At 64.5% G+C, this 24452-nt stretch carries 23 protein-coding genes; 16 read left to right on the top strand and 7 right to left on the bottom strand.

Translation table 11 applies throughout. The annotated features are described in order from the left end of the window. Positions 1 to 151: 151 nt before the first annotated feature. The 6 genes from EOA16_RS25060 to EOA16_RS25035 are packed head-to-tail and all read left to right on the top strand — an operon-like array spanning position 152 to position 6582. Entirely contained in the window at positions 152 to 922 is a 771-nt protein-coding gene (locus EOA16_RS25060) for an IclR family transcriptional regulator (protein ID WP_127260589.1), read from the top strand. Next, on the top strand, positions 922 to 2202 hold the full coding sequence (locus EOA16_RS25055) for a Tm-1-like ATP-binding domain-containing protein (RefSeq protein WP_127260588.1): 1281 nt from the start codon (positions 922 to 924) through the stop codon (positions 2200 to 2202). Before EOA16_RS25060 ends, EOA16_RS25055 begins: the two co-directional genes overlap by 1 nt. Then, positions 2199 to 2867, top strand: coding sequence for an HAD-IA family hydrolase (locus EOA16_RS25050; protein WP_127260587.1), 669 nt, complete (start codon positions 2199 to 2201; stop codon positions 2865 to 2867). Before EOA16_RS25055 ends, EOA16_RS25050 begins: the two co-directional genes overlap by 4 nt. 19 nt (positions 2868 to 2886) lie before the next feature. Then, complete coding sequence (locus EOA16_RS25045) at positions 2887 to 4236, top strand: aminotransferase class III-fold pyridoxal phosphate-dependent enzyme (protein ID WP_127260586.1); 1350 nt, start codon at positions 2887 to 2889, stop codon at positions 4234 to 4236. Between the two features lie 34 nt (positions 4237 to 4270). Beyond that, positions 4271 to 5563, top strand: coding sequence for an aminotransferase class III-fold pyridoxal phosphate-dependent enzyme (locus EOA16_RS25040; RefSeq protein WP_127260585.1), 1293 nt, complete (start codon positions 4271 to 4273; stop codon positions 5561 to 5563). Next, the gene (locus tag EOA16_RS25035; RefSeq protein ID WP_127260584.1) at positions 5560 to 6582 is read left to right on the top strand and encodes a phosphotransferase; all 1023 of its coding nucleotides are present in this window, start codon (positions 5560 to 5562) and stop codon (positions 6580 to 6582) included. The genes EOA16_RS25040 and EOA16_RS25035 overlap by 4 nt, the downstream gene beginning before the upstream one ends. 30 nt (positions 6583 to 6612) lie before the next feature. Here EOA16_RS25035 and hpaH read toward each other — a convergent pair whose 3' ends face one another. From hpaH to EOA16_RS25005, 5 genes are all read right to left on the bottom strand, one after another. Beyond that, on the bottom strand, positions 6613 to 7419 hold the full coding sequence (hpaH, locus tag EOA16_RS25030) for a 2-oxo-hept-4-ene-1,7-dioate hydratase (protein ID WP_127260583.1): 807 nt from the start codon (positions 7417 to 7419) through the stop codon (positions 6613 to 6615). Beyond that, positions 7416 to 8288 carry a fumarylacetoacetate hydrolase family protein gene (locus tag EOA16_RS25025; protein WP_127260582.1) on the bottom strand — a complete coding sequence of 291 codons (873 nt, stop codon included), beginning with the start codon at positions 8286 to 8288 and terminating at the stop codon, positions 7416 to 7418. Before EOA16_RS25025 ends, hpaH begins: the two co-directional genes overlap by 4 nt. Positions 8289 to 8523: 235 nt before the next feature. Then, a complete protein-coding gene (gene hpaD / locus EOA16_RS25015) occupies positions 8524 to 9504 on the bottom strand; it encodes a 3,4-dihydroxyphenylacetate 2,3-dioxygenase (protein WP_127260581.1) in 981 nt (326 codons plus the stop codon). Positions 9505 to 9518: 14 nt separating this feature from the next. Beyond that, positions 9519 to 11036, bottom strand: coding sequence for a 5-carboxymethyl-2-hydroxymuconate semialdehyde dehydrogenase (gene hpaE / locus EOA16_RS25010; RefSeq protein WP_127260580.1), 1518 nt, complete (start codon positions 11034 to 11036; stop codon positions 9519 to 9521). An 11-nt stretch (positions 11037 to 11047) separates the two neighbouring features. Next, positions 11048 to 11434: a 5-carboxymethyl-2-hydroxymuconate Delta-isomerase gene (locus tag EOA16_RS25005; RefSeq protein WP_127260579.1), complete on the bottom strand. Its 387-nt coding sequence runs from the start codon at positions 11432 to 11434 to the stop codon at positions 11048 to 11050. 211 nt (positions 11435 to 11645) lie between these two features. Between EOA16_RS25005 and hpaR the strand changes: the two genes are divergently transcribed. Beyond that, the gene (gene hpaR / locus EOA16_RS25000; RefSeq protein ID WP_245456019.1) at positions 11646 to 12041 is read left to right on the top strand and encodes a homoprotocatechuate degradation operon regulator HpaR; all 396 of its coding nucleotides are present in this window, start codon (positions 11646 to 11648) and stop codon (positions 12039 to 12041) included. 317 nt (positions 12042 to 12358) lie between these two features. Here hpaR and EOA16_RS24995 read toward each other — a convergent pair whose 3' ends face one another. Both EOA16_RS24995 and EOA16_RS24990 read right to left on the bottom strand, forming a co-directional pair. Then, a complete protein-coding gene (locus tag EOA16_RS24995) occupies positions 12359 to 12868 on the bottom strand; it encodes a flavin reductase (RefSeq protein WP_027040156.1) in 510 nt (169 codons plus the stop codon). A gap of 6 nt (positions 12869 to 12874) precedes the next feature. Next, positions 12875 to 14419, bottom strand: a complete 1545-nt coding sequence (locus EOA16_RS24990; RefSeq protein WP_127260577.1) for a 4-hydroxyphenylacetate 3-hydroxylase N-terminal domain-containing protein — start codon at positions 14417 to 14419, stop codon at positions 12875 to 12877. Between the two features lie 93 nt (positions 14420 to 14512). On the opposite strand from EOA16_RS24990, the gene EOA16_RS24985 reads away from it, so the two are divergent. From EOA16_RS24985 to EOA16_RS24940, 9 genes are all read left to right on the top strand, one after another. Continuing rightward, positions 14513 to 15382 (top strand): helix-turn-helix domain-containing protein, encoded by an 870-nt coding sequence (locus EOA16_RS24985; RefSeq protein ID WP_127260576.1) that lies wholly within the window; start codon positions 14513 to 14515, stop codon positions 15380 to 15382. A gap of 211 nt (positions 15383 to 15593) precedes the next feature. Then, positions 15594 to 16082 (top strand): hypothetical protein, encoded by a 489-nt coding sequence (locus EOA16_RS24980; protein WP_127260575.1) that lies wholly within the window; start codon positions 15594 to 15596, stop codon positions 16080 to 16082. Between the two features lie 189 nt (positions 16083 to 16271). After that, positions 16272 to 17366, top strand: coding sequence for a transporter substrate-binding protein (locus tag EOA16_RS24975; protein ID WP_127260574.1), 1095 nt, complete (start codon positions 16272 to 16274; stop codon positions 17364 to 17366). Next, entirely contained in the window at positions 17363 to 17980 is a 618-nt protein-coding gene (locus EOA16_RS24970; protein WP_127260573.1) for an ANTAR domain-containing protein, read from the top strand. Before EOA16_RS24975 ends, EOA16_RS24970 begins: the two co-directional genes overlap by 4 nt. A 19-nt stretch (positions 17981 to 17999) precedes the next feature. Next, the gene (locus tag EOA16_RS24965; RefSeq protein WP_206517363.1) at positions 18000 to 18866 is read left to right on the top strand and encodes an ABC transporter permease; all 867 of its coding nucleotides are present in this window, start codon (positions 18000 to 18002) and stop codon (positions 18864 to 18866) included. Continuing rightward, a complete protein-coding gene (locus EOA16_RS24960) occupies positions 18863 to 19783 on the top strand; it encodes an ABC transporter permease (protein WP_127260571.1) in 921 nt (306 codons plus the stop codon). The genes EOA16_RS24965 and EOA16_RS24960 overlap by 4 nt, the downstream gene beginning before the upstream one ends. Positions 19784 to 19818: 35 nt before the next feature. Further along, complete coding sequence (locus EOA16_RS24955) at positions 19819 to 21462, top strand: ABC transporter substrate-binding protein (protein WP_127260570.1); 1644 nt, start codon at positions 19819 to 19821, stop codon at positions 21460 to 21462. Then, entirely contained in the window at positions 21452 to 22396 is a 945-nt protein-coding gene (locus tag EOA16_RS24950) for an acetamidase/formamidase family protein (protein WP_127260569.1), read from the top strand. The genes EOA16_RS24955 and EOA16_RS24950 overlap by 11 nt, the downstream gene beginning before the upstream one ends. Before the next feature lie 208 nt (positions 22397 to 22604). Next, positions 22605 to 24368 (top strand): ABC transporter ATP-binding protein, encoded by a 1764-nt coding sequence (locus EOA16_RS24940; protein ID WP_127260568.1) that lies wholly within the window; start codon positions 22605 to 22607, stop codon positions 24366 to 24368. The last annotated feature ends 84 nt before the right edge of the window (positions 24369 to 24452 follow it).

Genomic DNA, 24452 nt, shown 5'->3' with positions numbered 1-24452 from the left:
CTCCTATTTACCGGCCGAATGGCCTGTCCCATGCACTCTGGTGGTCGGTTCATTATTTGAACCATTATTTTGAATATAGACTTGCAAACAATGCCGATGCCTGTCAAGTTAATTCACACGTTAAATGATTGTGCCGAACCGGGAGGCAAATTTGAGTACGGTCGGAAAAGCGATCTCGCTTCTGGAGCTGTTCAGCGTCGACGAGCCCGAGCTCGGCCTGTCCGACCTGGCGCGCCGCTCGGGCTTCGACAAGGCGACGACAAGGCGGCTGCTGGTTGCGCTGGCGGGCCATGGTTTCGTCGAGCAGGATACCGGCACGCGGCACTACCGCCTCGGCGCCGGTCTGTCGCGGCTGGCGCGCATCCGCGAGGCGCGCTTTCCCTTCCTGCAGACGGCTGTTCCGCTGGTGCGGGACCTGGCGGCATTGACGGTCGAGACCGTGCATTTGTCGGAATTCGGCGTCGACAGGCTGGTAACCGTCCATGTCGAGCATCCGGCATGGGCAAACCGGGTCAACATCGACATCGGCCAGTTGCTGCCCCTGCATTCGACCGCGTCGGGCATCGCCTATCTGGCCTTCGCCCGCGACGAGACCGTCAAGGCGTGCCTGACGGGTTCGCTCGACGCCTTCACGGCCCATACGCTGATCGAGGCGGCCGCCATCTCAAGATCCATGGGCGAGGCGCGCGAGCGTGGCTATTCGATCTGCGACCAGGGCTATGAGGAAGGTGTGATCAGCGTCGCGGCGGCAATCCGCGGGGCGGATGGCTTTGCGCTCGGCACCATTGCGGTGGCGGCACCAAAGGCCAGAACGACGGCAGCCGCGATCGCCGAACGGGGACTTGCCGTGAGGACGGCGGCACGGGAGGTTTCCATGCGCCTCAACGGCGAAAACCTGCAAATCTTGAGGAGGCAGGCCTGATGCCCTCGGAGACTGCGCCCCGCATCCTGGTCATCGGCACGGGCGACACAAAGGCCGAAGAGCTGTTGTACATGAAACAGTGCATCGAGCAGTCAGGCGGCAGCGCCGTGATGATGGATGTCAGCGTGCTGGGCGACCCGCCCTACAGCCCGGACCACGACAAGCATGCCGTGGCGCGGGCGGTCGATGTGACGATCACCGAGATCGTCTCGAGCGGTGACGAGAACACCGCCATGACGCTGATGGCCGGCGGCGCCGTGCAGCTGGTGCGCAAGCTCCATCAAAACGGCGAGATCGACGCCTTCATCGCCATCGGCGGTTCGATGGGGACCGATCTGGCGCTCGACGTGGCGCTTTGCCTGCCGCTCGGCGTACCGAAATTCGTCGTTTCGACCATCGCCTATTCGCACCTCATCCCGCCCGAGCGCGTCGCGCCCGACCTGATGATGATCCTCTGGGCGGGCGGGCTGTACGGCCTCAACAGCATATGCAGGCTGGTCCTGTCACAGGCCTGTGGTGCGGTCGTCGGCGCGGCCAGGATCGTGCTGGAGACCCGCATGTCGGCTCTGGCAATCGGGCCGACCATCGGCATGACCTCGCTCGGCAGCAGCTGCCTGCGCTACATGAAGACGCTGAAGCCGGCGCTGGAACAGCGCGGCTATGACGTTGCCGTCTTCCACACCACTGGAATGGGCGGCCGCGCCTTCGAATCGATTGCCGGTCAGGACCATTTTTGCGCGGTGTTCGACTTCAGCCTGCAGGAAATCACCAATCATCTCGCGGGCTCCGTCGTCAGTTCCGGCACCGACCGGCTGGAGAATGCCGGCGCTCGCGGCACTCCGCAGATCGCCGCACCCGGGGCGGTCGACATGGTCGATCTGCCGACCTGGCAGGATTTGCCGGCTAAATTCTCGACGCGGCCGTTCCATGCCCACAACAGGCTGATCGCTTCGGTCACCGTCGATGCCGACGATCGCCGCCAGGTCGCCAGGACTATCGCCGCCAAGCTCGGCGCCGCGAAAGGCCGCTCCGCCTTCATACTGCCAACCAGAGGCATCCAGGAATGGGACGTGCAGGGCGAGCCGCTCTATGAACCCGAGGCTCTCGCGGCCTTCGCCGATGAAATGCGCAGGGCTATTCCCGCCGGGGTCGAGTTCCACGAGATCGACGCTCACATCAACAGCGACGACTTTGTCGGCAAGGCGCTCGAGATATTCGACCGCTGGGTCGAGGAAGGCATCGTCCCGCGCGGCAAGCCGGCCAAGGGAGTGGCAGCGTGAGTGCTGTTCCCGCCCAGGCGCTTGTCCTTGATTTCGGCGGCGTCGTCACCCGCACACTGTTCGAGACCCACGCCTTGACCGAACAGGCGCTCGACCTCACGCCGGGGATGCTGCAATGGCGCGGGCCGTTCGATCCGGACGGCGATCCGCTGTGGCGCGCCATGCAGGCCGATGAGATCAGCGAACGTGACTATTGGCGCACCCGCACCAGCGAGGTCGGCCGTCTGGTCGGCGAGAACTGGCAGGCGATGGAAACCTTCGTCCGGCGCGCGCGTGGCGCCGAGCCGGAAAAGGTGGTGCGGCCGGAGGCTGACAGCGCCATTCGCACGGTGCATGCTGCCGGTTTTCGATTGGCCATCCTGTCCAATGAACTCGACCTGTTCTACGGCGCCGACTTCCGCGGGAGGCTGCCGTTGCTCGGCCTGTTCGACGTGATCGTCGACGCCACTTACACCGGCATCCTCAAGCCCGATCCGCGCGCCTATGCCTTCGTCACCGAGGCGCTTCACCTGCCAGCCGGCGCTTGCGTCTTCGTCGACGACCAGCGGCGCAATGTCGATGGCGGCTGTGCTGCCGGCATGCGCACGGTTCATTTCGACGTCGCTCGCCCGGCTCATTCCTATGCCGAGGCCCTCGGCCATTTTGACCTCGTCCCAGTTGCCTGAGATTTTTGCGGAGTCCTTTATGCGCGACATCAATTTTCTCACCGAAACCAACGCCAAGCCGATCTGGCACCCGATGGCGCATCCGGCCGAGATGCGGGCCAATCCGCCAAAGGTGATCATGAAGGGCGAGGGCGTGATGGTCACCGACATAGCCGGCAACACCGTGCTCGATGCCGTCGGCGGCCTGTGGAACGTCAATCTCGGCTATAGCTGTGACCCGATCAAGCAGGCGATCGCCGACCAGCTTTCGGCGCTGCCCTATTATTCCGGTTTTCGCGGCACCTCGACCGGCCCGTCGATCGAGCTCGCCTACGAACTTAGCGAATGGTTCGAGCCAGAAGGCATGGTGCGGACGTTCTTCACCTCGGGCGGTTCGGATTCGGTCGAAACAGCACTTCGGCTGGCGCGGCAGTACTGGAAGATCCGCGGCCAGGCCGACCGCACAAAATTCCTCGCCTTGAAGAAAGGCTATCACGGCACGCATTTCGGCGGCGCCTCGGTCAACGGCAACGCCAATTTCCGCCGCAACTACGAGCCGCTGCTGCCCGGTGTCTTCCACATCCCGGCACCCTGGACCTTCCGCAACCCGTTCGACGAGACCGACCCGGCGCGGCTGGCGAAACTGTGTGCCAAGGCACTGGAGGACGAGATCGCCTTCCAGGGCGGCGACACCATCGCCGCTTTCATCATGGAGCCGGTGCTCGGTGCCGGCGGCGTCATCGTTCCGCATGAGAGCTTCATGCCGCTGGTGCGCGAAATCTGCGACCGCCACGAGATTCTTTTGATCGCCGACGAGGTGGTGACGGGCTTCGGCCGCACCGGCGCCTGGTCGGGCTCACGGCTGTCCGGCGTGAAGCCGGATTTCATGACCATCGCCAAGGCGATCACCTCAGGCTATTTCCCGCTCGGCGCCACGCTGATCGGCGCCAAGGTCGCCGACATCTTCGAAGCCGACAAGACCAGCTTCGGCGCGATCGGCCACGGCTACACCTATTCCGGTCACCCGGTCGGTTGCGCGGCGGGCCTGGCTGCCCTTGCCGAGACCAAACGGCTGCGCCTCAACGAGAACGCGGCCGCGCGGGGTATCGAACTCGCAGCCGTGCTGGAAGGGTTGAAGGCCAGGCACGCGATCGTCGGCGATGTCAGGTACAAGGGCCTGATGGCGGCGCTGGAACTGGTCTCTGATCGCGCCACCAAGAAGCCGGTCGACAAGAAGACCATGACGGTGGTTTCGGACGCGGCCTACGAAGCCGGCGTCATGCTGCGCGTCTCCGGCAACGCCATTATCCTGTCGCCGCCGCTCATCATCAGCGCCGCTGATGTGACGAAGATCGGCGAAGCGCTGGATGCCGGCCTGTCGAAGGTCTGACGTTTAGCTGACACAACGGAGTTTCGAGACGCAAATGACTCAATCGCAAGAAGCGCTGGTTGGCCGGCGCTCGCGCCTGCTCGGTGCGAAATCGCAATTGTTCTATGACGAGCCCGTGCATCTGGTGCGCGGTGAGGGCGTCTGGCTCTACGACGCCGACGGCCGCAAATATCTCGACGCCTACAACAATGTCGCCCATGTCGGCCACTGCCACCCGCATGTGGTCGAGGCCCTGTGCCGGCAGGCAAGCCTGCTCAACACCCATACGCGCTATCTGCACACCGCCATCCTCGACTATGTCGAGCGGCTGACCGCGACCTTCGATGCCAGCCTGTCGACCGCCATCCTGACCTGCACCGGCAGCGAGGCCAACGACATCGCGCTGCGCATGGCGCAGGCGGCTACCGGCCGCATGGGCATCATCGCCACCGATGCCACCTATCACGGCAACACCACGGCGGTTTCGCAGCTCAGCACCCGCATGCCGCCGGTCGGCGGCCGTGCCCGCAATGTCAGGCTGGTGCCGGCGCCTGACAGCTATCGCCATCCCGATGCGATGGCCAATGGCAAGGCTTTTGGCGGCGCGGTGCGCGAAGCCATCGCCTCGCTGGCAAAGGACGGCATAGGCCTGTCCGGCATCATCCTCTGTCCGCTGCTCGCCAATGAAGGTTTTCCGGCGCTCCCCTCCGGATTTTTCGACGACGCGATGCGCGCGGTGCGTGACGCCGGAGGGCTGGTCATCGCCGATGAGGTGCAGCCCGGTTTCGGCCGCACGGGCAGCCATTTCTGGGGCCACCAGCGCGCCGGCTTCGTTCCCGACATCGTCACCATGGGCAAGCCGATGGGCAACGGTCATCCGGTCGCCGCCGTGGTCACATCAAGGGAGATATTGGCAACCTTCCGCAACGCTTTCCGCTACTTCAACACCTTCGGCGGCAACCCGGTTTCCTGCGCGGTGGCAAATGCCGTTCTCGATGTCATCGAGCAGGAAAATCTCGTCGCCAACGCACGCGATGTCGGCGCCTATGCACTCGGCCTGCTGCGCCCGCTGGCCGATCGCCATGAATGCATCGGCGAGGTCAGGGGCGCCGGCCTGTTCTTCGGCGCCGAGCTGGTTCATGACCGCGAGACCCGCGAGCCTGCGCCCGACATTGCCGAGCATGTCGCCAACCGTATGCGCCACCGTGGCGTGCTGATGGGCAAAACCGGCATCCATGGGAACGTGCTGAAGATCCGCCCGCCGATGCCGTTCTCCCGCGACAATGCCGACGTCCTGATCGGGCTGCTCGACGAGGTGCTGGGTGAAGTCGGCGGAGTGAAGGCGTGAGTGCTGTTTCCGCGCAGTCCGAGCCCGAGACGGCAGCCGATGTCGCCGCGCTTGCCAGGCGCGCGCTCGCTCATTGGGGCATTGATGAGGGTGAGCCGGAGCTGCTGAAATTCCGCGAGAACGCGGTCTTCCGCATCCGCTTGCCCGACGGCCAGCCGGCCGCCATGCGCATTCACCGGCTCGGCTATCACACGGACGCCGCACTGCGCTCGGAACTGCAATGGATGGGCTTTCTGCAATCGGCCGGCATCGCCACGCCATCTGCGGTCGCCACGCCGGCCGGCGATCTGTTCGTGCTTGTCAGCGCGAACGCCTCGATGCAATCCCGGCAAGTCGATTGCCTGAGCTGGCTGGAAGGCCGCGCCGTCGGCGCGCGAGGCGTGCCGCTCGATTTTACGCCCGAGGAGGCAAGGCAGGTCTTCACGGCAATTGGGCGAACCATCGCCCGCATGCACAATGTCACGTCCACCTGGGAGCCGCCCGCCGGCTTTGCCCGCCATGCCTGGAATTTCGACGGCTTCTTTGGCGCGAACCCGAACTGGGGCCGTTTCGAGACCTCGCCCTTCCTCGACGGCGCCCGTCGCGAATTGGTTTTCCAGGCGCGGCAAAAGGCCGTGCAGGCGCTTTCGGCGCATGAACGCAGTGCCCGCAATTTCGGCATCATCCACGCCGATCTGGTGCGCGAGAACGTGCTCGTCCATGAAGGTGCGATCCGCATCATCGACTTCGACGATTGCGGCCATGGCTGGCACATGTACGACCTTGCCGTCGCGCTTTACCAGAACCGCGAGGAGGCGATCTACCCGCTGATCGAGACCGCTTTGCTGGATGGCTATCGGCAGGAACGGGAACTGACGGCCCAGGACATCGCCGCGCTGCCGTTGTTTTCGGCCTTGCGGGCCTTCGCCTTCCTCGGCTGGGTGCAGAGCCGCGTCGAAGGCGACATCACCGGGGAGGTCGGCCTGCGTATGTCGGCCATAGCCGCCGATGTGGTGATCGCCTATCTGCGTGGCGAATAGGCACTGCCGTGCGGACTGACCACGAAACCGTCAGCCCTTCGCGAAATGGATGCTGACGGTTCCCGAACTGCCGAAATCGGCGACGATCGTGTCGCCGGGCCGCGCCTCGACCGGCCGCACGAAGGAGCCCGACAGCACCACCTCGCCGGCCGCGATCGACATGCCGTAGCGGGCGAGCCGGTCCGCAAGCCAGGCGATGCCCATGGCGGGATGGTTGAGCACGCCGGCGCCGAGCCCGGTTTCCTCGACCTCTGCGTTGCGCGAGACGATGGCGCCGATCCAGCGCATGTCGGCCTCGTCAGGCCGCTGCGGCCGCCCGCCGATGACGATGCCGGTATTGGCGGCATTGTCTGAAATCGTGTCGAAGAAGGTGCGCGCCTTCTTCGTCTCGGCATTGACGCGCTCGATGCGCGTGTCGAGGATTTCGAGCGCCGGGGTGATGTAGTCGGTGGCGTTGAGCACGTCGGAGATGGTCACTCCGGGACCTTTCAGCGGCGCTTTCATGACGAAGGCGATCTCGGCCTCGACGCGCGGCTCGATGAAGCGGCCGGCGGGAACCGTCGCGCCGTCATTGAAGAACATGTCGTCGAACAGCACGCCGGAATCCGGCGTGTCGATGGCCAGCGCATACTGCATCGCCTTGGAGGTCAGCCCGATCTTCCAGCCCTTCGGCTTCAGCCCGGCATCGATCTTGCGCGTCACCAGCGCTGCCTGGATGCGATAGGCATCCTCCATGGTCGCTTGCGGGTAATCGAGGCTGAGCAGACGGATCTGGCGGCGCGAACGCTCGGCCTCGAACAGTCTTGCCGCGGCGTCTTCCACTTGCTCCGGCGTCATTGTCCTGCCTCGTCGACAACGCCGTTTCTGAGCACGCCGATACCATCGGCCTCCACCTCGATCGCATCGCCCGGCTTCAGCCAGATCGGCGGCTCGAAGCGGGCGCCGGCACCCGTCGGCGTGCCGGTGACGATGATATCGCCCGGCACCAGCGTGGTGAAGGTCGAGACATAGGCGATGATTTTGCGGAACGAGAAGATCATCCGGCTGGTGCGGTCCTGCTGGCGCACCTCGCCATTGAGGCGGGTGGTCAGCGCAATGTCGGCGATCTGCGCCTCGTCCGTGAACGGCACCAGCCAGGGGCCGATCGAGCCGCTGCGGTCGAAATTCTTGCCTTGCGTGACATTGAACTTGGCATGGCGCACCCAGTCACGGATGGTGCCTTCATTGCACAGCGACAGCGCCGCGATATGGCCGAGCGCATCGGCTTCCGGGATGCGCCGCCCGCCCTTGCCGATGACGATGACGACCTCGCCCTCATAATCGAGCTGCGGTGATTCCGGCGGCCGCACCAGCGGCGCGCCATGGCCGACGAAGGAGCGGGGAAAACGGATGAACAGCGACGGATTCGCTGGTGCCGCCTGGCCGTCCTTGTACTCCTCGTTGCGGTCCGGATAGTTGACGCCGACGCAGATGATCTTTTCCGGTGACGGGACAGGGATTTCGTAGGCGATGGCGTCGAGCGGGAGGTCCGGGGCGAAGGCTTCGGCCTCCTCCGCCAGCCGCCGCAAGGCGCCAGCCTCGATCACTTCGCGCAGCGTCGGCCATTGACCGTGGCGCGCCGACAGGTCGACGACACCCTTGCTCGTGATCGCGCCATAGCGCCCCTTGCCGTCGACGGTGAAGGTGGCGAGCCGTGCGGGACTCATGCTGCAACTCCGCCATCGGTGGTGGGGGAGGTGGGAGCTCTACAGCGCCCCCCTCTGTCCTGCCGGACATCTCCCCCTCTTGGGGGGAGATTGGCAGCGTCGGCATTGGCGCCATTTTCTTCAACTTTGAAAATTGGCGAAGGCAGGGATGACATCCGATCTCCCCCCTTGAGCGGGAGATGGCCGGCAGGCCAGAGGGGGGCGTCGTAGAACAATGACATCAACCAGGTATCCATCACGGCGCAATGATCGGCGAAGCCGCCAGATCCGGCTGGCGTGCCTCTGCACCGGCAAATGCACTGCCTTCCTCGAACCAGCTTTTCGGCGCCGGCGCGCCCCACAGCGTCTGGCGCTGCGGGTCCTTGAGATCCCACTTGATCGGCTCGAGGTCCGGATCCACAGTTTGGTAGTCCGAACAGTAGATCTCGATCCTGTGATTGTCCGGATCACGGACATACAGGAAGAAGGCGTTGGAGATGCCGTGCCGGCCGGGGCCGCGTTCGATGTTTGCGAGATAGCCCGTCGTCGCCATCAGATCGAGCAGGTCGATGATGTTGAGCGGCGTCGGCACCCAGAAGGCGACGTGGTGCAGGCGCGGTCCGACGCCGTTGGTGAAGGCGATGTCGTGCACGCCGCCCTTGCGGTGTGTCCACGCCGCCCACAGTCTTCCGCTCCCGGCATCCTCGGTGTATTCGGTCACCCGGAAGCCGAGCTCGTTGTAGAAGGCGACGGACTCGTCGACATTGGGCGAGAAGCAATTGAAGTGGTCGATGCGCAGCGGCTTGACGCCCTTGTAGAGCGCATACTTCTGGTGGATCGGCGGCAGCCGCTCCATCTGGGCGTAGAATTCCAGCGGAATGCCATGCGGATCGCGCGTGCGGAAGGTGCGCGACTGGTAAGGTCGCTCGACCCACTCCACCGGCAGGCCGTTGCCCGTGAAGAAATGTTCCGCCTTGTCGAGGTCCTCGTCAGAAAAGACCTTGAAGCCGAGGTCCCGCGCCTCGGCAACTGCTGCCTTCTTCAGCACGATGCAATGGTGCCCGCGCTCCTCCAGCGCCCTGAGATAGATGGCGTCGGATGTCTCGTCGGTGACCTGCAAGCCGAGCGTATCGACATAGAAGGCGCGGGACTTGGCGAGGTCGGTGACGGCCAGCTCGACATGGCTGAGGCGCACGATGTTGAAGGCGGGGTAGAGATTGGGCTTGGGCAAGGGCATCTGATTTCCTCCGGTCAGCCGCCAAGTTTCTGGATCGCGTGCGCCGTCGTCGCGAAGGCTACGTTCTTCGTCTCCATGTAGAAATCGAAGGAATGGTCGCCGCCGTCGCGGCCGATGCCGGAATTCTTGACGCCGCCGAACGGCGTCGGCAGATGCCGTACATTCTCCGAATTGACCCAGATCATGCCGGCATCCAGCGCGTCGGTGAAGCGGAAGGCGCGGGTGACGTCCGAGGTCCAGAGATAGCCGGTCAGGCCATATTGCGTGTCATTGGACAGCGCCAGCGCTTCGGCTTCGTCGCGAAACGGAATGGCGCTCAGCACCGGCCCGAAAATTTCCTCCTGCGCGATCCGCATGCCGTTGGTGACGTTGGTGAACAGGGTCGGGCCGACATAGCAGCCGCTGCCCGGCCCATCGACCTTGCCGCCGCCGACGGCGAGCGTCGCCCCTTCCGACCTGCCGATGTCGATATAGGACAGCACCTTCTTTTCATGCACCGGATGGATGAGCGGTCCGACCACCGTTTTCGGATCGAGCGGGTGGCCGACGACGATGCGCTTCGCCCTCTCCGCGACCTTGGCGGTGAAGCTCTCATAGACCGAGGCTTCGACCAGCAGGCGCGACGACGAGGTGCAGCGTTCGCCATTCAGCGAATAGATCATGAACACGGCGGCGTCGGCGGCGCGCTCGAGATCGGCGTCGGCAAAGACGATCACCGGGTTCTTGCCGCCAAGTTCGAAATGCACGCGCTTCAGCGTGTCGGCACCCTGTTTCATGATCATCGAGCCGGTGCGGCTTTCGCCAACAAAGCCGATCGCCTTGATGTCGGGATGCTCGGTCAGCGCCTTGCCGGCATCTTCACCGAGGCCGTTGACCAGATTCCAGACGCCTTTCGGCAGGCCGGCCTCCTCGGCGATCTCGACCAGCAGGCGGGCTGTCAGCGGCGAGAATTCAGCCGGCTTATGAACCACGGTGCAACCGGCCGCCAGTCCCGGCGCGATCTTCCAGGTCGAGAGCATGAACGGCGTGTTCCACGGCGTGATGATGCCGACCGGACCGATCGGAACGCGGCTTGTGATGTTGACCTGGCCAGATGTCCGCAGCGTCTCGCCGTCGCGCGCTTCGGGCGCACGGTCGGCGAAGAAGCGGAAATTCTCGGCACCCCGCAACGCCGCCTTGGCCATGAACTTCAGCGCTTGGCCGGTATCCATGCATTCGACGAAGGCGATCTCTTCGGCGCGCGCTTCGATCGCGTCGGCGATTTTGTGCAGCAGCTTCTTGCGCGCTTCGCCAGGCAACGCGGCCCAGGCCGGGAACGCCGCCTTGGCCGCCTTGGTGGCGCGGTCGATGTCGGCAGCCCCGCCGCGCGCGACCTTGCCTAGTGGCTTCAGGTCGACCGGCGACAGCGTTTCAAATGTCGCGCCGTCGAGCGCGGGCACCGCCTCGCCGCCGATCTGGTTCAACACGCCATCGCGCTTGAAGCGGGCCAGATAGGCCTCGGCCTTGTTCAGATTGCCTTGCAGGTCGGACATGTCGGGTTCCGTCACTTGCCGCGCAGTCGCGGGTGAATTGCGTTTTTCTTCCAGCTGAGCACCGGGTCGATTTCCCGGATCTCGAGCGACAGGGCGAAATGCGGGGTCTCGAACAGGGTGGCAAGGTATTCGCTCACCGCCGCAAAGACAGCCTCGCCAGTCCGCTTCTTCTCGTCCGGGCTGCGGCCGACCCCGATGCGAAACGACATGTCGAGAAAAGCATTTTCCGGCAGGCTGTCGGCCATCGCGTAGGCCTCGGCACGAAATGCCCGCACCCGCACGGCGCCGGTCTCGAACAGCCCGGTGTCCAGCACCGTGCGCAACACCAGCGCGCACAATTCGCCCATATCGACCTTGGCATCGAGATTGGCCGAATACTCGATGGAGAGGTGAGGCACGGCGTTCCCTGGTCTATTGCTTTTGTTGTAGTTAACGCGTTAATTACATGCAGCGCCGACGAAGTCAAGTCTTGCATCGGCCTTGGCGCAACGATACGGGATGGCAGGAACGGGCCCTGGCAGGCGGATTCGGCCGAGGAAGGCCTGTTTCGATCGCAAGCGTGGGAGGCTCTTTTTCTTGCTGCCTGAAAATACCCGTCGTTCCCTGCCTATGGCGCTGCTTCATGCCCGCGAAGCGGTGATGGCGCGGTTTCGGCCGATGCTTGCGGCGCATGACGTGACCGAACAGCAATGGCGCGTGCTGCGTGTGCTCAGCGAAGCCGGCCCGGTCGAGGCGACGGAACTTGCCGATCGCGCCTCGGTTTTGCCGCCCAGCCTGACGCGCATCATCAAGGCGCTCGAGGGCCGCAAGTTCATCACCCGCAACAAGGCCGAAGGCGATGGACGCCGCGTCGTGCTGACCATTGCGCCCGCCGGGTCCACCCTGATCGACGCCCTGTCGCCCGAGCGTCGCGTCATCTATGACGACATCGAACAGCGTTTTGGTCACGAGAAGCTTGAGCAGTTGCTGGATCTCCTGGAGAGCCTGATCGAGGGTGAGGGCTGAGCCCTCGGCGCAGATGTGTCGACGGGTCGCTTGCGTTGAGGCCGTCGCATACCTTGGCGATTAACTGAAACATCAATCGCTTCGTCATCCACGGGCGGAGCAAGGAGCGCAGCGACGCGGCGCAGACCCGAGGATCCATGCCGGGACTCCTGAGCGCTACAGCGGTGCAGAATCCTGCTCCGTTGCACTCTATGCCTGAGGTTGCGGCATGGATCCTAGGGTCTCCGCGACGGAGCTTCGCTCCTGCTTCGCCCTAGGATGACGACGTTGGGGAGGCTTCGGCTCCAACCCGTCAAGCGGAGGCGCCATCTGAAAACTCACCCGCCAAAGCTCCCAAGCCGCGTCGGCTGCGTGTAGTTGCGGTCGACATAGAGCAGGGCCGAGCCGCCGCTGCCGTGCCGGACATCGATGACGCGGCCGATCATGACATTGTGCGTGCCGACAACATGCACAGTCTCGATCTCGCAATCGAAATTGACGATCGCATCCGACAGCGCAGGCGTGCCGGAGGTCAGCGTCTGCCAGCGCGCGGCGGAGTAGCGCGCTTCCATATCCCTGGTTGCCCCGGCAAACTTTCCCGCCAGATGCATGTGGTCATGTGTCAGCACGTTGACGCAGAAGCGCCGGTTGGACAGGAACATGGCGGCCTGCGTCGAGCGCCCATTCATGCACACGAGCAGCGTCGGCGGCTCGTCGGAGACGCTGCACATGGCGGTAGCGGTGAAGCCGCCGCGCCCTGCCGGCCCATCGGTAGTGACGATGTTGACCGGCGCGCAGACCCTTGCCATGGCGTCGCGGAAATCGGCTTTCGAAATCTGCGTGGCCATCTGGTTTCACTCGGCCATTGAGGCAAGCGGGTTGAGCCAGGTATCTCCGGTCCAGCCATTTTCGTCGTAATCGGCCATGCAGGTGTCGACCAGTTCCTCCATCGCCTTCAGCCGCCCGCCGCGTTCGGCGCCCTTCAGCACCTGCAGCCGCACCTCCTCCGGCGCGCCGGCATAGTTGAGCTCATAGAGCGCGTGACGGCCGCCGAACTCGGTGCCGGTCGCATCCCACAGCAGCTTCATGATCTTGATGCGTTCGATGTGGCCCATGTCGTTGGAGCCGCGCACATACTGCGCCAGGTATTTGTCGATCGCGGGGTTGTTGAAGTCGCGCACCGACGACGGCAGGTAGATCAGCCCCGAGGCGATCACCCGGCGCACGGTGTCGATGACGCGCGGATAGGCTTCCGACATGAAGGTCCGGTAGGCGAGTGCCGCATCGAGATTGGGCAGCACCGCGCCATTCGCCCATGGGATCGGGTTGTAGGCCATGGCGTTGGAAAAGCTCCAGAACATGTGCCTGAGCGCGATGACCTCGCCAAGTGCCGCCTGGTTGCCGCGGAAGGCATCGCCGCCGGTGGCGCGCAGCGCCTTCGCCAGCAGGCCGGCAAGAAAGTCGAGCTTGACGGCGAAGCGCGTACAGCCCTGAAAACAGTAGCCATGCATGAAGCCCGATGCCGGATGGAAGGACAGGATTTTCTGCGCGTCGCGCAGCACCAGCACGTCCTCCCAGGGGATGAAGACATTGTCGAGCACCAGGATCGCGTCGTTCTCGTCGAAGCGCGACGACAGCGGATAGTCGAAGGGTGCCGCCACCGTGTTGGCCGTCTGCTCGTAGGAGACGCGGCAGAACATCTTTATCCCCGGCGCATTCATGGGCACGATGAACATCACCGACAGCGACGGATCCTCGGTGACCGTCGCTGAGCCCTGCGCCAGGAAATTGTAATGGGTCAGCGCCGATGACGTCGCCACCACCTTGGCGCCGGAGACATAGATGCCGGCATCCGTCTCCCTGGTGATGTGGACGAAGACGTCCTTCACCTGTTCGGCCGGCTTGTGGCGGTCGATCGGCGGGTTGACGATGGCGTGGTTCATGAACAGTGCTGCTTCCTGCGCACGTTTGTGCCAGGACAGCGCATTGTCCTTGAACGGCCCGTACCAGTCGGCATTGGCGCCGAGCGTGTTCATCAGCGCCGCCTTGTAGTCGGGTGTGCGGCCCATCCAGCCATAAGACATGCGCGACCACTCGGCGATCGCCGTCTGCTGCGCGGCGAGTTCGCCCGCGGATTTGGCAACGCGGAAATATTTGTGGGTGTAGCCGCCCGAACCGGTGTCGGTCGGCGAGGTCAGCGCGTCTCGCCGCTTCGGATCATGCAGTGCGTCGTAGAGGCGGGCCAGCGACCGCGCCGAATTGCGCATCGCCGGATGCGTGGTGACATCGGCGATCCGTTCGCCATTGATATAGACCTCGCGGCCGTCGCGCAGGCTCTCCAGATACTCGGCCCCGGTGAACGGGCGTGCCTTATCAGTGCGGTAGTCTTCCGATCGCATGATATTCCTCCACTTTCGGTAACAACCGTAGCGCCTGGATGAGAGATCGGTTATGGACGGAACGGCAAAACCGATTGGACTTTTTCCGGCGCCATGAGCCAGAACTCCATCCCCGACTTCTTCGTCTATGGCGAGCCGGTGCGGCCGCTCGATGTCGGTTTCCTGCATGTCGAGACGGTGCTTGCGCGCAGCAACATCCATCTTGGCCAAGTCGCGGCGCACAAGCACCCGCAGATGGGCCAGATCACTTACTGGACCGGCGGCTCCGGCACCTACCGCATTGAAGACCGGTCTTGGGACTTTTCAGCGCCGGCCGTCAGCTTCGTGCCGAGCACTATCGTGCACGGCTTCTCGATCGGACCCGGCACCGACGCCATCGTCGTCTCGGTCGCTGACGATGCGCTCGCGGCAATCGCCGCTCACAGCCTGCTGCCGCTGGACCGGCCAGTCTTTGCCGACGGTCTGCCGCGGCACGCGGCGTGGGCCAGATTGGCGGCGGTGCTGGAGATGATCGCCGCCGAATACGCCGAGGCGCAAGCCGGCAATGACAGGGTCCTGCCGGCGCTGATCGCCGTTGCGCTCTCCCACATCGCGCGCCTCAGTCCCGAGACAAAGGATGCCACCGGGTCTTCCGATGCCACACTGGCGCTCGGCCTGCGTCGGCTCGCCGATGCGCATTTCCGCGATAACTGGCCGGTCGACCGCTACGTCGAGGCGCTGGCCACCACGCCGCATCTCCTCGACAAGGCCAGCCGCATGGTGCTGGGCGCCGGCGTCAAGCGGGTCGTCAGCGATCGGCGGCTGCTGGAGGCCAAGCGGCTGCTGCTGTTCACCGTGCGCACGGTCGAGGACATCGCCTATGAAATCGGCTTTGACGACCCGGCGTATTTTTCACGGTTCTTTCGCGCGCGGGTCGGCGAAGCGCCCGCCGCCTGGCGGCGGAAACAGTTGCAGGGCCATTGATCCGCCCGCGGGAGGATGCGGCCCTTGCGGCTCGCATCCGGTTTCCGATGGCCGCCCCCGGCGCGAGCCCGCTTCCCAGCCGCCGGCCATGATGCGGCCATGGCCACTTTTTCGTGAAGCCGCACGGGTTGATCCGATCGCCTGTTTGACTAGGTAAAAGGAGCGGCCGGGCGCCACGCAAATTCGCAATCGGGCAAATCCTATAATCGGTATGACATTTTCCTGTATTCGAAAGCTTGCCCTTCCTGTTCTCTTCGTCGGCATCCAGTCTTCCTGCGTCGTCCCCGACGATACGTCGCGTATCGCCAAGCCTGACCCCACTGCGGCGGCTGCCCGCAAGGAGATGGTCGGCCTCAGCGAAGCCGATGTTCGAATGTGCGCCGGGTTTCCGACCGCCACCGCCGACGCTGGCCGATCGGGCCAGATCTGGACCTACAAGCGCATCGTCCAGCGCGGCAATCTCAGCATTGTGGTTCCGACTTTGGCGGTCGGCGCGATCCCGGCGGTCGGCGGCTCCGTCAACGTCGCTCCCGGCGGTTATTGCGACACGCAAATTCGCATGGTCGACGGCCGCGTCGCCGAAGTCGCCTACGCCGGCGACAACAATTTACCGAACAGGCGCGACGCGCTTTGTGTCAGCACGGTGGACGCCTGTGTGGCCTACGCCCGCCAACACAGTCAGAGGCCGGCGGCCAGATAGTTGGTGGCAACGAAACAGCGATGGCATGAGTGTTGCACACTGATATCGTTGAGGGCTTGACTGACCGCCCGTACCGAATAGGTTAGAGGTCGGAAAAATACCGGCTCTGATCGCCGGGCGGCAAGAATGCCTCGTATGCCTCGCCCCTCCGGCGCTGGCTGCGGGGCATTGTTATTTTTGGGGATCTGTTTGAAACGGCGCATCGAGATCGGCATCCTCTATTCCCGCTCGGGCAGCTATCAGCTCGTCTCGGATGCGTGCCGCATGGGCGCCATGCGCGCGATCGCCGACATCAACGCCGACCGCCAGCATGGCATCGAGCTGGTGCCGGTCGAACGCGATCCGCAAAGCAATGCCGATCGCTACGCGACGCTCTGCGAGGACATCTTCAAGACCAGCAGCGCGCGCCATGTCGTCGGCTGCGTCACCTCGTGGAGCCGCAAGGAGACCATCCCGGTTCTGGAAAAAGCCGGCGGCATGCTCTGGTACGCCTGCCCCTATGAGGGCTTCGAGGCCAACGAGCACGTCGTCTACATGCACGCCTGCCCCAACCAGCATCTGGTGCCGCTGATGGCGCATGTCGTGCCGCGTTTCGGCGCCAACGGCTTCCTGCTCGGCTCGAACTACATCTGGGGCTGGGAGATGAACCGCGTCGCGCGCGACCTGATCGCGGATGCCGGCGGCAAGGTGCTGGGCGAACGCTATCTGCGCATCGGCGAGACCGATGTGACGCGGCTGATCGCGGAGATCCGCGCCACGCGGCCGAACTTCATCCTCAACAACCTGATCGGCACCTCGTCCTACGCCTTCCTCGCGGCCTATCGCGACCTGGGTCACGAAGATGCCGCCTTCAGTCCCGAGACTTGCCCCGTCATCTCCTGCAACCTCACCGAAGGCGAACTGCCGGCGATCGGTGAATCCGGCAAGGGACATCTGTCGGTCGGGCCGTATTTCGCGCCGCGGCCGGCCGCCTTCGCCTCGTCCTTCGAGGCCTCCGCCTATGCCTCCGTGCAGGTGATGGCCGACGTGCTCTCGCACGATGCAGATGCCGGTCCGACGGAGTTTTCCAAAGCCTTCGCCGAACGGCGCTTCTCCACCCGGCTCGGGCCGATCGCCATCGATGCGCACTCCCAGCACGCGACATTGCCGGTGATCATCGGGCGCATCGCGGACGGCTTCTTCGAGGTCGTCAGCCGCGAAGACGAAGTCGCGCCGGATCCGTATCTGTCGCGCTACGATCCTGCGAAAACATTCGGTCGGCCGCGGCTGAGGGTGGTGTCGTGACCAGGGCGCCACGCATCCCCAACCTCGGCGGTGCCAGGGCCTTCATCCTGCATCGCCCGCACCCGACGGTGCAGGCGATCACCAGGCAATTGTCGGCCATCGGCCTGATTGCGCTGGACTGCTGGCCGGAACTGCCGCCCGAGGCGCTGGCCGCCGATTTCGTCTTCTTCGACGCCGATCTCGGCTTTGACGAGCAATTCCCGTGGAAGCCCGGCGAAGCGCCGATGCCGCTGGTGGCGCTCATCGGTTCCGAGGCGCCGGGCCGCATCGAATGGTCGCTGTCGCACAAGGCCGACGCCCAGCTGCTGAAGCCGGTCGGCAATGCCGGCGTCTACAGCGCACTGCTGATCGCAAGGCAAAGTTTCGAGGCGCGCAAGCACCTGGCCGGCGAGATTGCCTCGCTTCGCCAGCGCGTCGCCGAGCGCCAGACCATCGTGCGCGCGGTGACCGCATTGTCGAAAGGCACCGATGACGGCCGTGCCTATGCGCAGCTTCGCTCGCTGGCGATGAGCTGGCAGATCAGCGTCGAGGATGCCGCGCGCCGGATCGTGGCAATGACAAGTGAAGAAGCAACGGGGGAAGAAGGCGGCGATGACCAGTCCCATCGCGCCTGACCTCCCGGCTGCCGGGCGCATGCCGGTCAAGCCGCGCGCCGGCGTCTGGCGCCGGCTGGTCAGGCGCCGTCTGGCGCTGCTTGGGCTGGTCATCGTCGCCATTGTCGTTGCCGGCGCCGTGCTGGCGCCATGGCTGACCGGCTATGACCCCAACGAGCAGATGTTCGACGGCCTGACCATCGAGGGCTCGCCCTTGCCGCCGGATGCAAAATTCTGGCTGGGCACGGACCTGCTCGGCCGCGACCTGTTGACCCGCATCCTCTATGGCGCGCGCACCTCGTTGATCATCGGCATCGTCGCCAATGGCGTGGCGCTTCTGATCGGCACGCTGGTCGGCGTCACCGCAGGCTATTTCCGGGGCTGGATCGGCAGCGCGCTGATGCGCTTCACCGACCTGATGATGGCGTTTCCAGCGCTGCTGCTCGCCATTTGCCTGGCGGCCGTGTTCGAGCCCAGCCTGTGGATCGTCGCCATGGTCATCGCCCTGGTCAACTGGGTGCAGACCGCGCGCGTCATCTACACCGAGACCTCATCGCTCGCCGAGCGTGAGTTCATCGACGCCGAACGCACCATCGGGGCGAGTGCACCGCGCATCCTGTTTCGTCACATCCTGCCGCATCTGCTGCCGACCATCATCGTCTGGGGTACGCTCGGTATTTCGACCACCGTGCTGCTCGAAGCAACGCTCAGCTTCCTCGGCATCGGCGTGCAGCCGCCGACGGCGTCGTGGGGCAACATCATCTTCGAGAACCAGACCTATTTCCAGGCCGCACCCTGGCTGGTGTTCTTCCCGGGTGCGGCGATCCTGGCGCTGGCGCTGGCCTTCAACCTGATCGGCGATGCGCTGCGCGACATTCTCGATCCGACGCAAAGGGGCCGGGCATGATCGCCTATCTCGGCCGCCGCCTGATCCAGTCGCTGCTGATCCTGCTAGGCGTCTCGCTGATCACCTTCGCGCTGCTTTATCTCCTGCCGGCCGATCCGGTGCGCCAGATCGCCGGCCGCAGCGCCACGCCGCAGACGGTCGAGAACATCCGCCAGCAGCTCGGCCTCGACCAGCCGTTCGTCGTCCAGTACTGGCGTTATCTGACCAAGCTCGTCAGCGGCGATCTCGGCCGCTCCTACATCCAGCGCTCCGAGGTCACCGAGCTGATCGTCTCGCGGCTGCCGGCCAGCCTGTTGCTGATGGTCGGAGCCATCCTGTGCGAGCTGTTGCTCGGCCTGAGCATGGGCCTGATCGCAGCCGTCAGGCGCGGCACCGCCACCGACCAGACACTGATGGTCGCTTCCTTCGTCGGCGTCTCGGCGCCGCAATTCGTCGTCGGCCTGCTGCTGCTCTACGTCTTTGCGGTCAGGCTCAGCTGGTTTCCGATCGGCGGCTACGGCACCTGGCGTCATCTGGTGCTGCCGTCGCTGACCATGGGCATCCTCGGCGCCGGCTGGTACGCGCGCATGATGCGCTCGTCGATGATCGACGTGCTGCGCCAGGATTATGTCCGCACCGCCCGCGCCAAGGGCCTGGCGAGGCGCGCCATCATTTTCCGCCACGCTTTGCCCAACGCCATACTGCCGGTCATCGCCATGATCGGCATCGACATCGGCATCTTCATGGGCGGTATCGTCGTCGTCGAAAGCGTATTCGGCTGGCCCGGCATCGGCCAGCTCGCCTGGCAAGCCATCCAGCGCGTCGACATACCGATCATCATGGGCGTCACGCTGGTCTCGGCCTTTGCGATCGTGCTCGGCAATCTGGTGGCCGACATCATCGCGCCGTTCATCGACCCCCGTATCAAACTCAGATGAAACCAAGAAAACAAACAGAGAAAGGGAACATAACAATGAAAAAGTTTCTCGCATCAACGGTAGCGGCATCGGCGCTGGCGCTGATGCTCGGCATGACAAGCGTTCGCGCCGAGGACGCCGTCGATCCGAACGCCAAGCAGGGCGGCGCCATCACCATCACCTACAAGGACGATGTCGCCACGCTCGACCCAGCGATCGGCTATGACTGGCAGAACTGGTCGATGATCAAGAGCCTTTTCGACGGGCTGATGGACTATGAGCCGGGCACCACCAATTTGAAGCCCGACCTCGCCGAAAGCTACGAGATCGCGCCCGATGGCAAGACCTTCACCTTCAAGCTGCGCCACGGCGTGAAATTCCACAATGGCCGCGAGATGACCGCCGACGACGTGAAATATTCGCTCGACCGCGTCACCAATCCGAAGACGCAGAGCCCCGGCGCCGGCTTCTTCGGCTCGATCAAGGGCTATGACGATGTCGCGGCCGGCAAGGCCGAAGGCCTGTCGGGCGTCACCGTCGTCGATCCCTACACGGTCAAGTTCGAACTGACCCGGCCCGACGCCACCTTCCTGCATGTCATGGCCATCAACTTCGCGCATGTCGTGCCGAAGGAGGAGGTCGAGAAATACGGCGCTGATTTCGGCAAACATCCGGTCGGCACCGGCGCCTTCAAGCTCGCCGAGTGGACGCTCGGCCAGCGCATCGTTTTCGAGCGCAACGCGGATTACTGGCACAAGGGCCTGCCACATCTGGACAAGATCACCTTCGAGATCGGCCAGGAGCCGATCGTCGCGCTGCTGCGCCTGCAGAAGGGCGAGATCGACGTGCCCGGCGATGGCATTCCGCCGGCCAAGTTCCAGGAGGTGATGGCCGATCCCGAGCAGAAGGCGCGCGTCGTCGAAGGCGGCCAGCTGCACACCGGCTACGTCACCATGAACACCACCATGGCGCCGTTCGACAATGTGAAGGTGCGCCAGGCGGTCAACATGGCGATCAACAAGGCGCGTGTCATCCAGATCATCAACGGCCGCGCCGTGCCGGCCAACCAGCCGCTGCCGCCGTCGATGCCGGGCTACGACAAGGAATACAAGGGCTACCCCTATGACGTCGCCAAGGCCAAGGCGTTGCTGGCCGAGGCTGGCCACCCCGACGGCTTCGAGACGCAATTGTTCGCCATGAACACCGATCCCAACCCGCGCATCGCCCAGGCGATCCAGCAGGATCTGGCGGCGATCGGCATCAAGGCCAGCATCCAGTCGCTCGCCCAGGCCAACGTCATCGCCGCAGGCGGCGACAAGGCCGGCGCGCCGATGATCTGGTCCGGCGGCATGGCCTGGATCGCCGACTTCCCGGACCCGTCGAACTTCTACGGGCCGATCCTCGGCTGTGCCGGCGCGGTGCCGGGCGGCTGGAACTGGTCGTGGTATTGCAACAAGGATCTCGACGCCAAGGCAGCCGAGGCCGACTCGGTGGTCGACCCGGCCAAGGCTGGCGAGCGCGACAAGATGTGGAGCGCCATCTACGACAAGGTGATGGAGGACGCACCCTGGGCGCCGGTCTTCAACGAGCAGCGTTTCACCATGAAATCGGCGCGCATGGGCGGTGCCGACAACCTCTATGTCGACCCGGTCCATATCCCGATCAACTACGACAATGTGTACGTAAAAGATGTGCAATAACTGCGACTACACCATCCATGGGCGCCATCACCATTTCGGTTGGGACAATTCGTTTGCCCCGGTCGAGCGGGTGGCGCCCGGCTCGACCATCGAGTTCCAGTGTCTCGATGCCGGCGGCGGTCAGCTGAGGCCTGACAGCACCGTTGCCGACGTCGCCAAGCTTGATTTCGCCAAGGTCAACCCGGTGACCGGGCCGATCTTCGTCGAGGGTGCCGAGCCGGGTGACGCGCTGAAGGTGACGATCGAGATGTTCAAACCGTCCGGCTTCGGCTGGACGGCCAACATTCCCGGTTTTGGCTTGCTCGCCGACGACTTCAAGGAGCCGGCGCTGAACATCTGGAAATATGACGCCACCTCGCTGGAGCCGGCGCTGTTCGGCAAGAACGCCCGCGTGCCGCTGAAACCGTTCGCCGGCACCATCGGCAACGCGCCGGCTGAAATGGGCCACCATTCGGTGGTGCCGCCTCGCCGCGTCGGCGGCAATCTCGACATCCGCGATCTCGCCGCCGGCACCACGCTCTATCTGCCGGTGGAGGTGGCCGGCGCGCTGTTTTCGGTCGGCGACACGCATGCCGCACAGGGTGACGGCGAGGTCTGCGGCACCGCGATCGAGAGCCCGATGGATGTCGTGCTCAAGCTCGACCTGGTCAAGGATGCCAGGTTGAAGACACCGCGCTTCACCACGCCGGGCCCGGTGACGCGCCATCTCGACGGCAAGGGCTATGAGGTGACGACCGGCATCGGTCCGGACCTGATGGCGGGCGCCAGGGAGGCCGTCGCCCAGATGGTCGACCTGCTCGCCGGTCGTTACAAGATTGACCCGGTCGAAGCCTACATGCTGGCCTCGGTGTGCGGCGATCTCCGCATCAGCGAAATCGTCGACATGCCGAACTGGGTGGTGTCGTTCTACTTTCCGCGCTGCGTGTTTGAATGAGAGGTCGGCGCCAAGACACCCCCCTCTGCCCTGCCGGGCATCTCCCCCTCAAGGGGGGAGATTGGCAGCTTCTCCGCCTCGCCCATTCTTCACCGCTGAAAATTGGCGAAATCCGTTGTGGCGTCCAATCTCCCCCCTTGAGGGGGAGATGTCCGGCAGGACAGAGGGGGGCGTGCCGGAATAAACCTTTCAGAACTCTGCCTTTGCAATGACCTCAACCCCCAAACCCATCCTCGACATCGCCAACCTCTGCGTCAGCGTGCGCGGCGAGGATGGCGAGCGCGAGGTCGTCTCCGACCTGTCGCTGACGCTGGCGCGTGGCGAGACACTCTGCATTGCCGGTGCATCCGGCTCCGGCAAATCGATGACCGCGCTCGCGATCATGCAGCTTCTGCCGAAGCCTGCCGCCCGGATTTCATCCGGCAAGGTCCATCTCGGCGATACAGATCTGACAGCTCTGGACGAGCGCCGGATGCGGCGCATTCGCGGCGACCGCATCGCCATGATCTTCCAGGAGCCGATGACATCGCTCAACCCGGTGCTGTCGATCGGCCGGCAACTCACCGAATCCATCGAGGCGCATACCAGCCTGTCACAAAGCGAGGCCCGTCAGCGCGCCATCGAGGCGTTGAAGGCGGTGCGCATTTCGGAAGCCGAAAGCCGGCTAAAGCAGTTTCCGCACGAGCTCTCCGGCGGCATGCGCCAGCGCGTGATGATCGCCATGGCGCTGGCGCTCGAGCCGGATGTGCTGATCGCCGACGAGCCGACAACGGCGCTCGATGTCACCGTGCAAGGCGAAGTGCTGGAGCTTCTGCGCGACCTGCAGCGTCAGCGTGGCACCAGCGTCATCCTGATCACCCACGATATGGGCGTGGTCGCCGAAATGGCCGACCGCGTCATCATCATGCGGCATGGCCGCATGGTCGAAGAGGGAAAAACCGCTGACATTTTTGCCAGGCCGCAAGCCGACTACACGCGCGAGCTGCTGGCCGCGGTGCCGCGCATCGGCAGCGGTGTCGGCCGCCAGCAATCCAGGGATGCCGAGACGGCGGCGCCGGCCGATGTCGCGGAGGTCAAGGACCTGTATGTCCGCTTCGACCTGCATGGCGGCTTCTTCGGCCGGGTCACTCGTCGCGTCCACGCCGTCGAAGGCGTCAGCTTCTCGATCGCGCCCAACGAGACGCTGGCGCTGGTCGGCGAATCCGGCTGTGGCAAGTCGACCACCGCCAAGGCGCTGGCCGGACTGGTGCCTTACAGCGGCGACATCGCCATTGGCGGGCGCAATCTGTCGGGACTCGGCCGCGACGAACGCAAGGCGGTGCGCCGCGACGTGCAGATGATCTTTCAGGACCCCTACGCCTCATTGGACCCACGCATGCGCGTCGGCGACCTCGTCGCCGAGCCGCTGCTGATCCATGGCATCGCCTCGAAGGAAGAGCGCCACGCCCGCGTGGCGGCGCTGTTCGAGCGTGTCGGCCTGTCGGCCGATCAGATGGAACTCTATCCGCATGAATTCTCCGGCGGCCAGCGCCAGCGCGTCTGTATCGCACGCGCCCTTGCGCTGCGGCCGAAGCTGATCATCGCCGACGAAAGCGTCTCGGCGCTCGACGTCTCGGTGCAGGCGCGCGTGCTCGATCTGTTGAAGGAATTGCAGCGCGAATTCGGCGTCGCTTATCTGTTCATCTCGCACGACATGGCGGTGGTCGAGAACATCTCCGACCGCGTCGCCGTCATGTATCTCGGCCAGATCGTCGAGATGGGCACGCGCGACCAGGTCTTTTCCAACCCGCGCCACCCCTACACCAGGCGCCTGATCGAAGCCGTGCCCGTGCCCGATCCAGGCAAGCGCCGAAGCCGCTTCGCCCGCCTCGACCAGGAGATCCCGAGCGCCACCCGCAGGATCGGCGAGGCGCCGTTGAAACTGGCGCTGAGGGATGTCGGCAACGGCCACCTCGTCGCCGCCGAGGGCTGAGGCAAGTACTGCCGCAGGTCGCGGTTCACGTGGTTGTGTTTCTATCTCGGGCCCAAGGCCGGCGTTCTGTCCCCAAAGCGCATC

The organism is Mesorhizobium sp. M7A.F.Ca.US.008.03.1.1 (assembly GCF_003997495.1).
Taxonomy (GTDB): Bacteria; Pseudomonadota; Alphaproteobacteria; order Rhizobiales; family Rhizobiaceae; genus Mesorhizobium.
The sequence above is the reverse complement of the archived record's forward strand: the minus strand, read 5'-3'. Positions and strand labels throughout refer to the sequence as shown.

Excerpts from the sequence above, each read along its gene's own strand:
- EOA16_RS25055 (WP_127260588.1), top strand. The coding sequence starts at position 922 with ATGCCCTCGGAGACTGCGCCCCGCATCCTGGTCATCGGCACGGGCGAC.
- EOA16_RS25045 (WP_127260586.1), top strand. The coding sequence starts at position 2,887 with ATGCGCGACATCAATTTTCTCACCGAAACCAACGCCAAGCCGATCTGG.
- EOA16_RS25040 (WP_127260585.1), top strand. The coding sequence starts at position 4,271 with ATGACTCAATCGCAAGAAGCGCTGGTTGGCCGGCGCTCGCGCCTGCTC.
- hpaH (WP_127260583.1), bottom strand. The coding sequence starts at position 7,419 with ATGACGCCGGAGCAAGTGGAAGACGCCGCGGCAAGACTGTTCGAGGCC.
- EOA16_RS25025 (WP_127260582.1), bottom strand. The coding sequence starts at position 8,288 with ATGAGTCCCGCACGGCTCGCCACCTTCACCGTCGACGGCAAGGGGCGC.
- hpaD (WP_127260581.1), bottom strand. The coding sequence starts at position 9,504 with ATGCCCTTGCCCAAGCCCAATCTCTACCCCGCCTTCAACATCGTGCGC.
- hpaE (WP_127260580.1), bottom strand. The coding sequence starts at position 11,036 with ATGTCCGACCTGCAAGGCAATCTGAACAAGGCCGAGGCCTATCTGGCC.
- hpaR (WP_245456019.1), top strand. The coding sequence starts at position 11,646 with ATGGCGCTGCTTCATGCCCGCGAAGCGGTGATGGCGCGGTTTCGGCCG.
- EOA16_RS24995 (WP_027040156.1), bottom strand. The coding sequence starts at position 12,868 with ATGGCCACGCAGATTTCGAAAGCCGATTTCCGCGACGCCATGGCAAGG.
- EOA16_RS24990 (WP_127260577.1), bottom strand. The coding sequence starts at position 14,419 with ATGCGATCGGAAGACTACCGCACTGATAAGGCACGCCCGTTCACCGGG.
- EOA16_RS24985 (WP_127260576.1), top strand. The coding sequence starts at position 14,513 with ATGAGCCAGAACTCCATCCCCGACTTCTTCGTCTATGGCGAGCCGGTG.
- EOA16_RS24980 (WP_127260575.1), top strand. The coding sequence starts at position 15,594 with ATGACATTTTCCTGTATTCGAAAGCTTGCCCTTCCTGTTCTCTTCGTC.
- EOA16_RS24965 (WP_206517363.1), top strand. The coding sequence starts at position 18,000 with ATGCCGGTCAAGCCGCGCGCCGGCGTCTGGCGCCGGCTGGTCAGGCGC.
- EOA16_RS24960 (WP_127260571.1), top strand. The coding sequence starts at position 18,863 with ATGATCGCCTATCTCGGCCGCCGCCTGATCCAGTCGCTGCTGATCCTG.
- EOA16_RS24955 (WP_127260570.1), top strand. The coding sequence starts at position 19,819 with ATGAAAAAGTTTCTCGCATCAACGGTAGCGGCATCGGCGCTGGCGCTG.
- EOA16_RS24950 (WP_127260569.1), top strand. The coding sequence starts at position 21,452 with ATGTGCAATAACTGCGACTACACCATCCATGGGCGCCATCACCATTTC.
- EOA16_RS24940 (WP_127260568.1), top strand. The coding sequence starts at position 22,605 with ATGACCTCAACCCCCAAACCCATCCTCGACATCGCCAACCTCTGCGTC.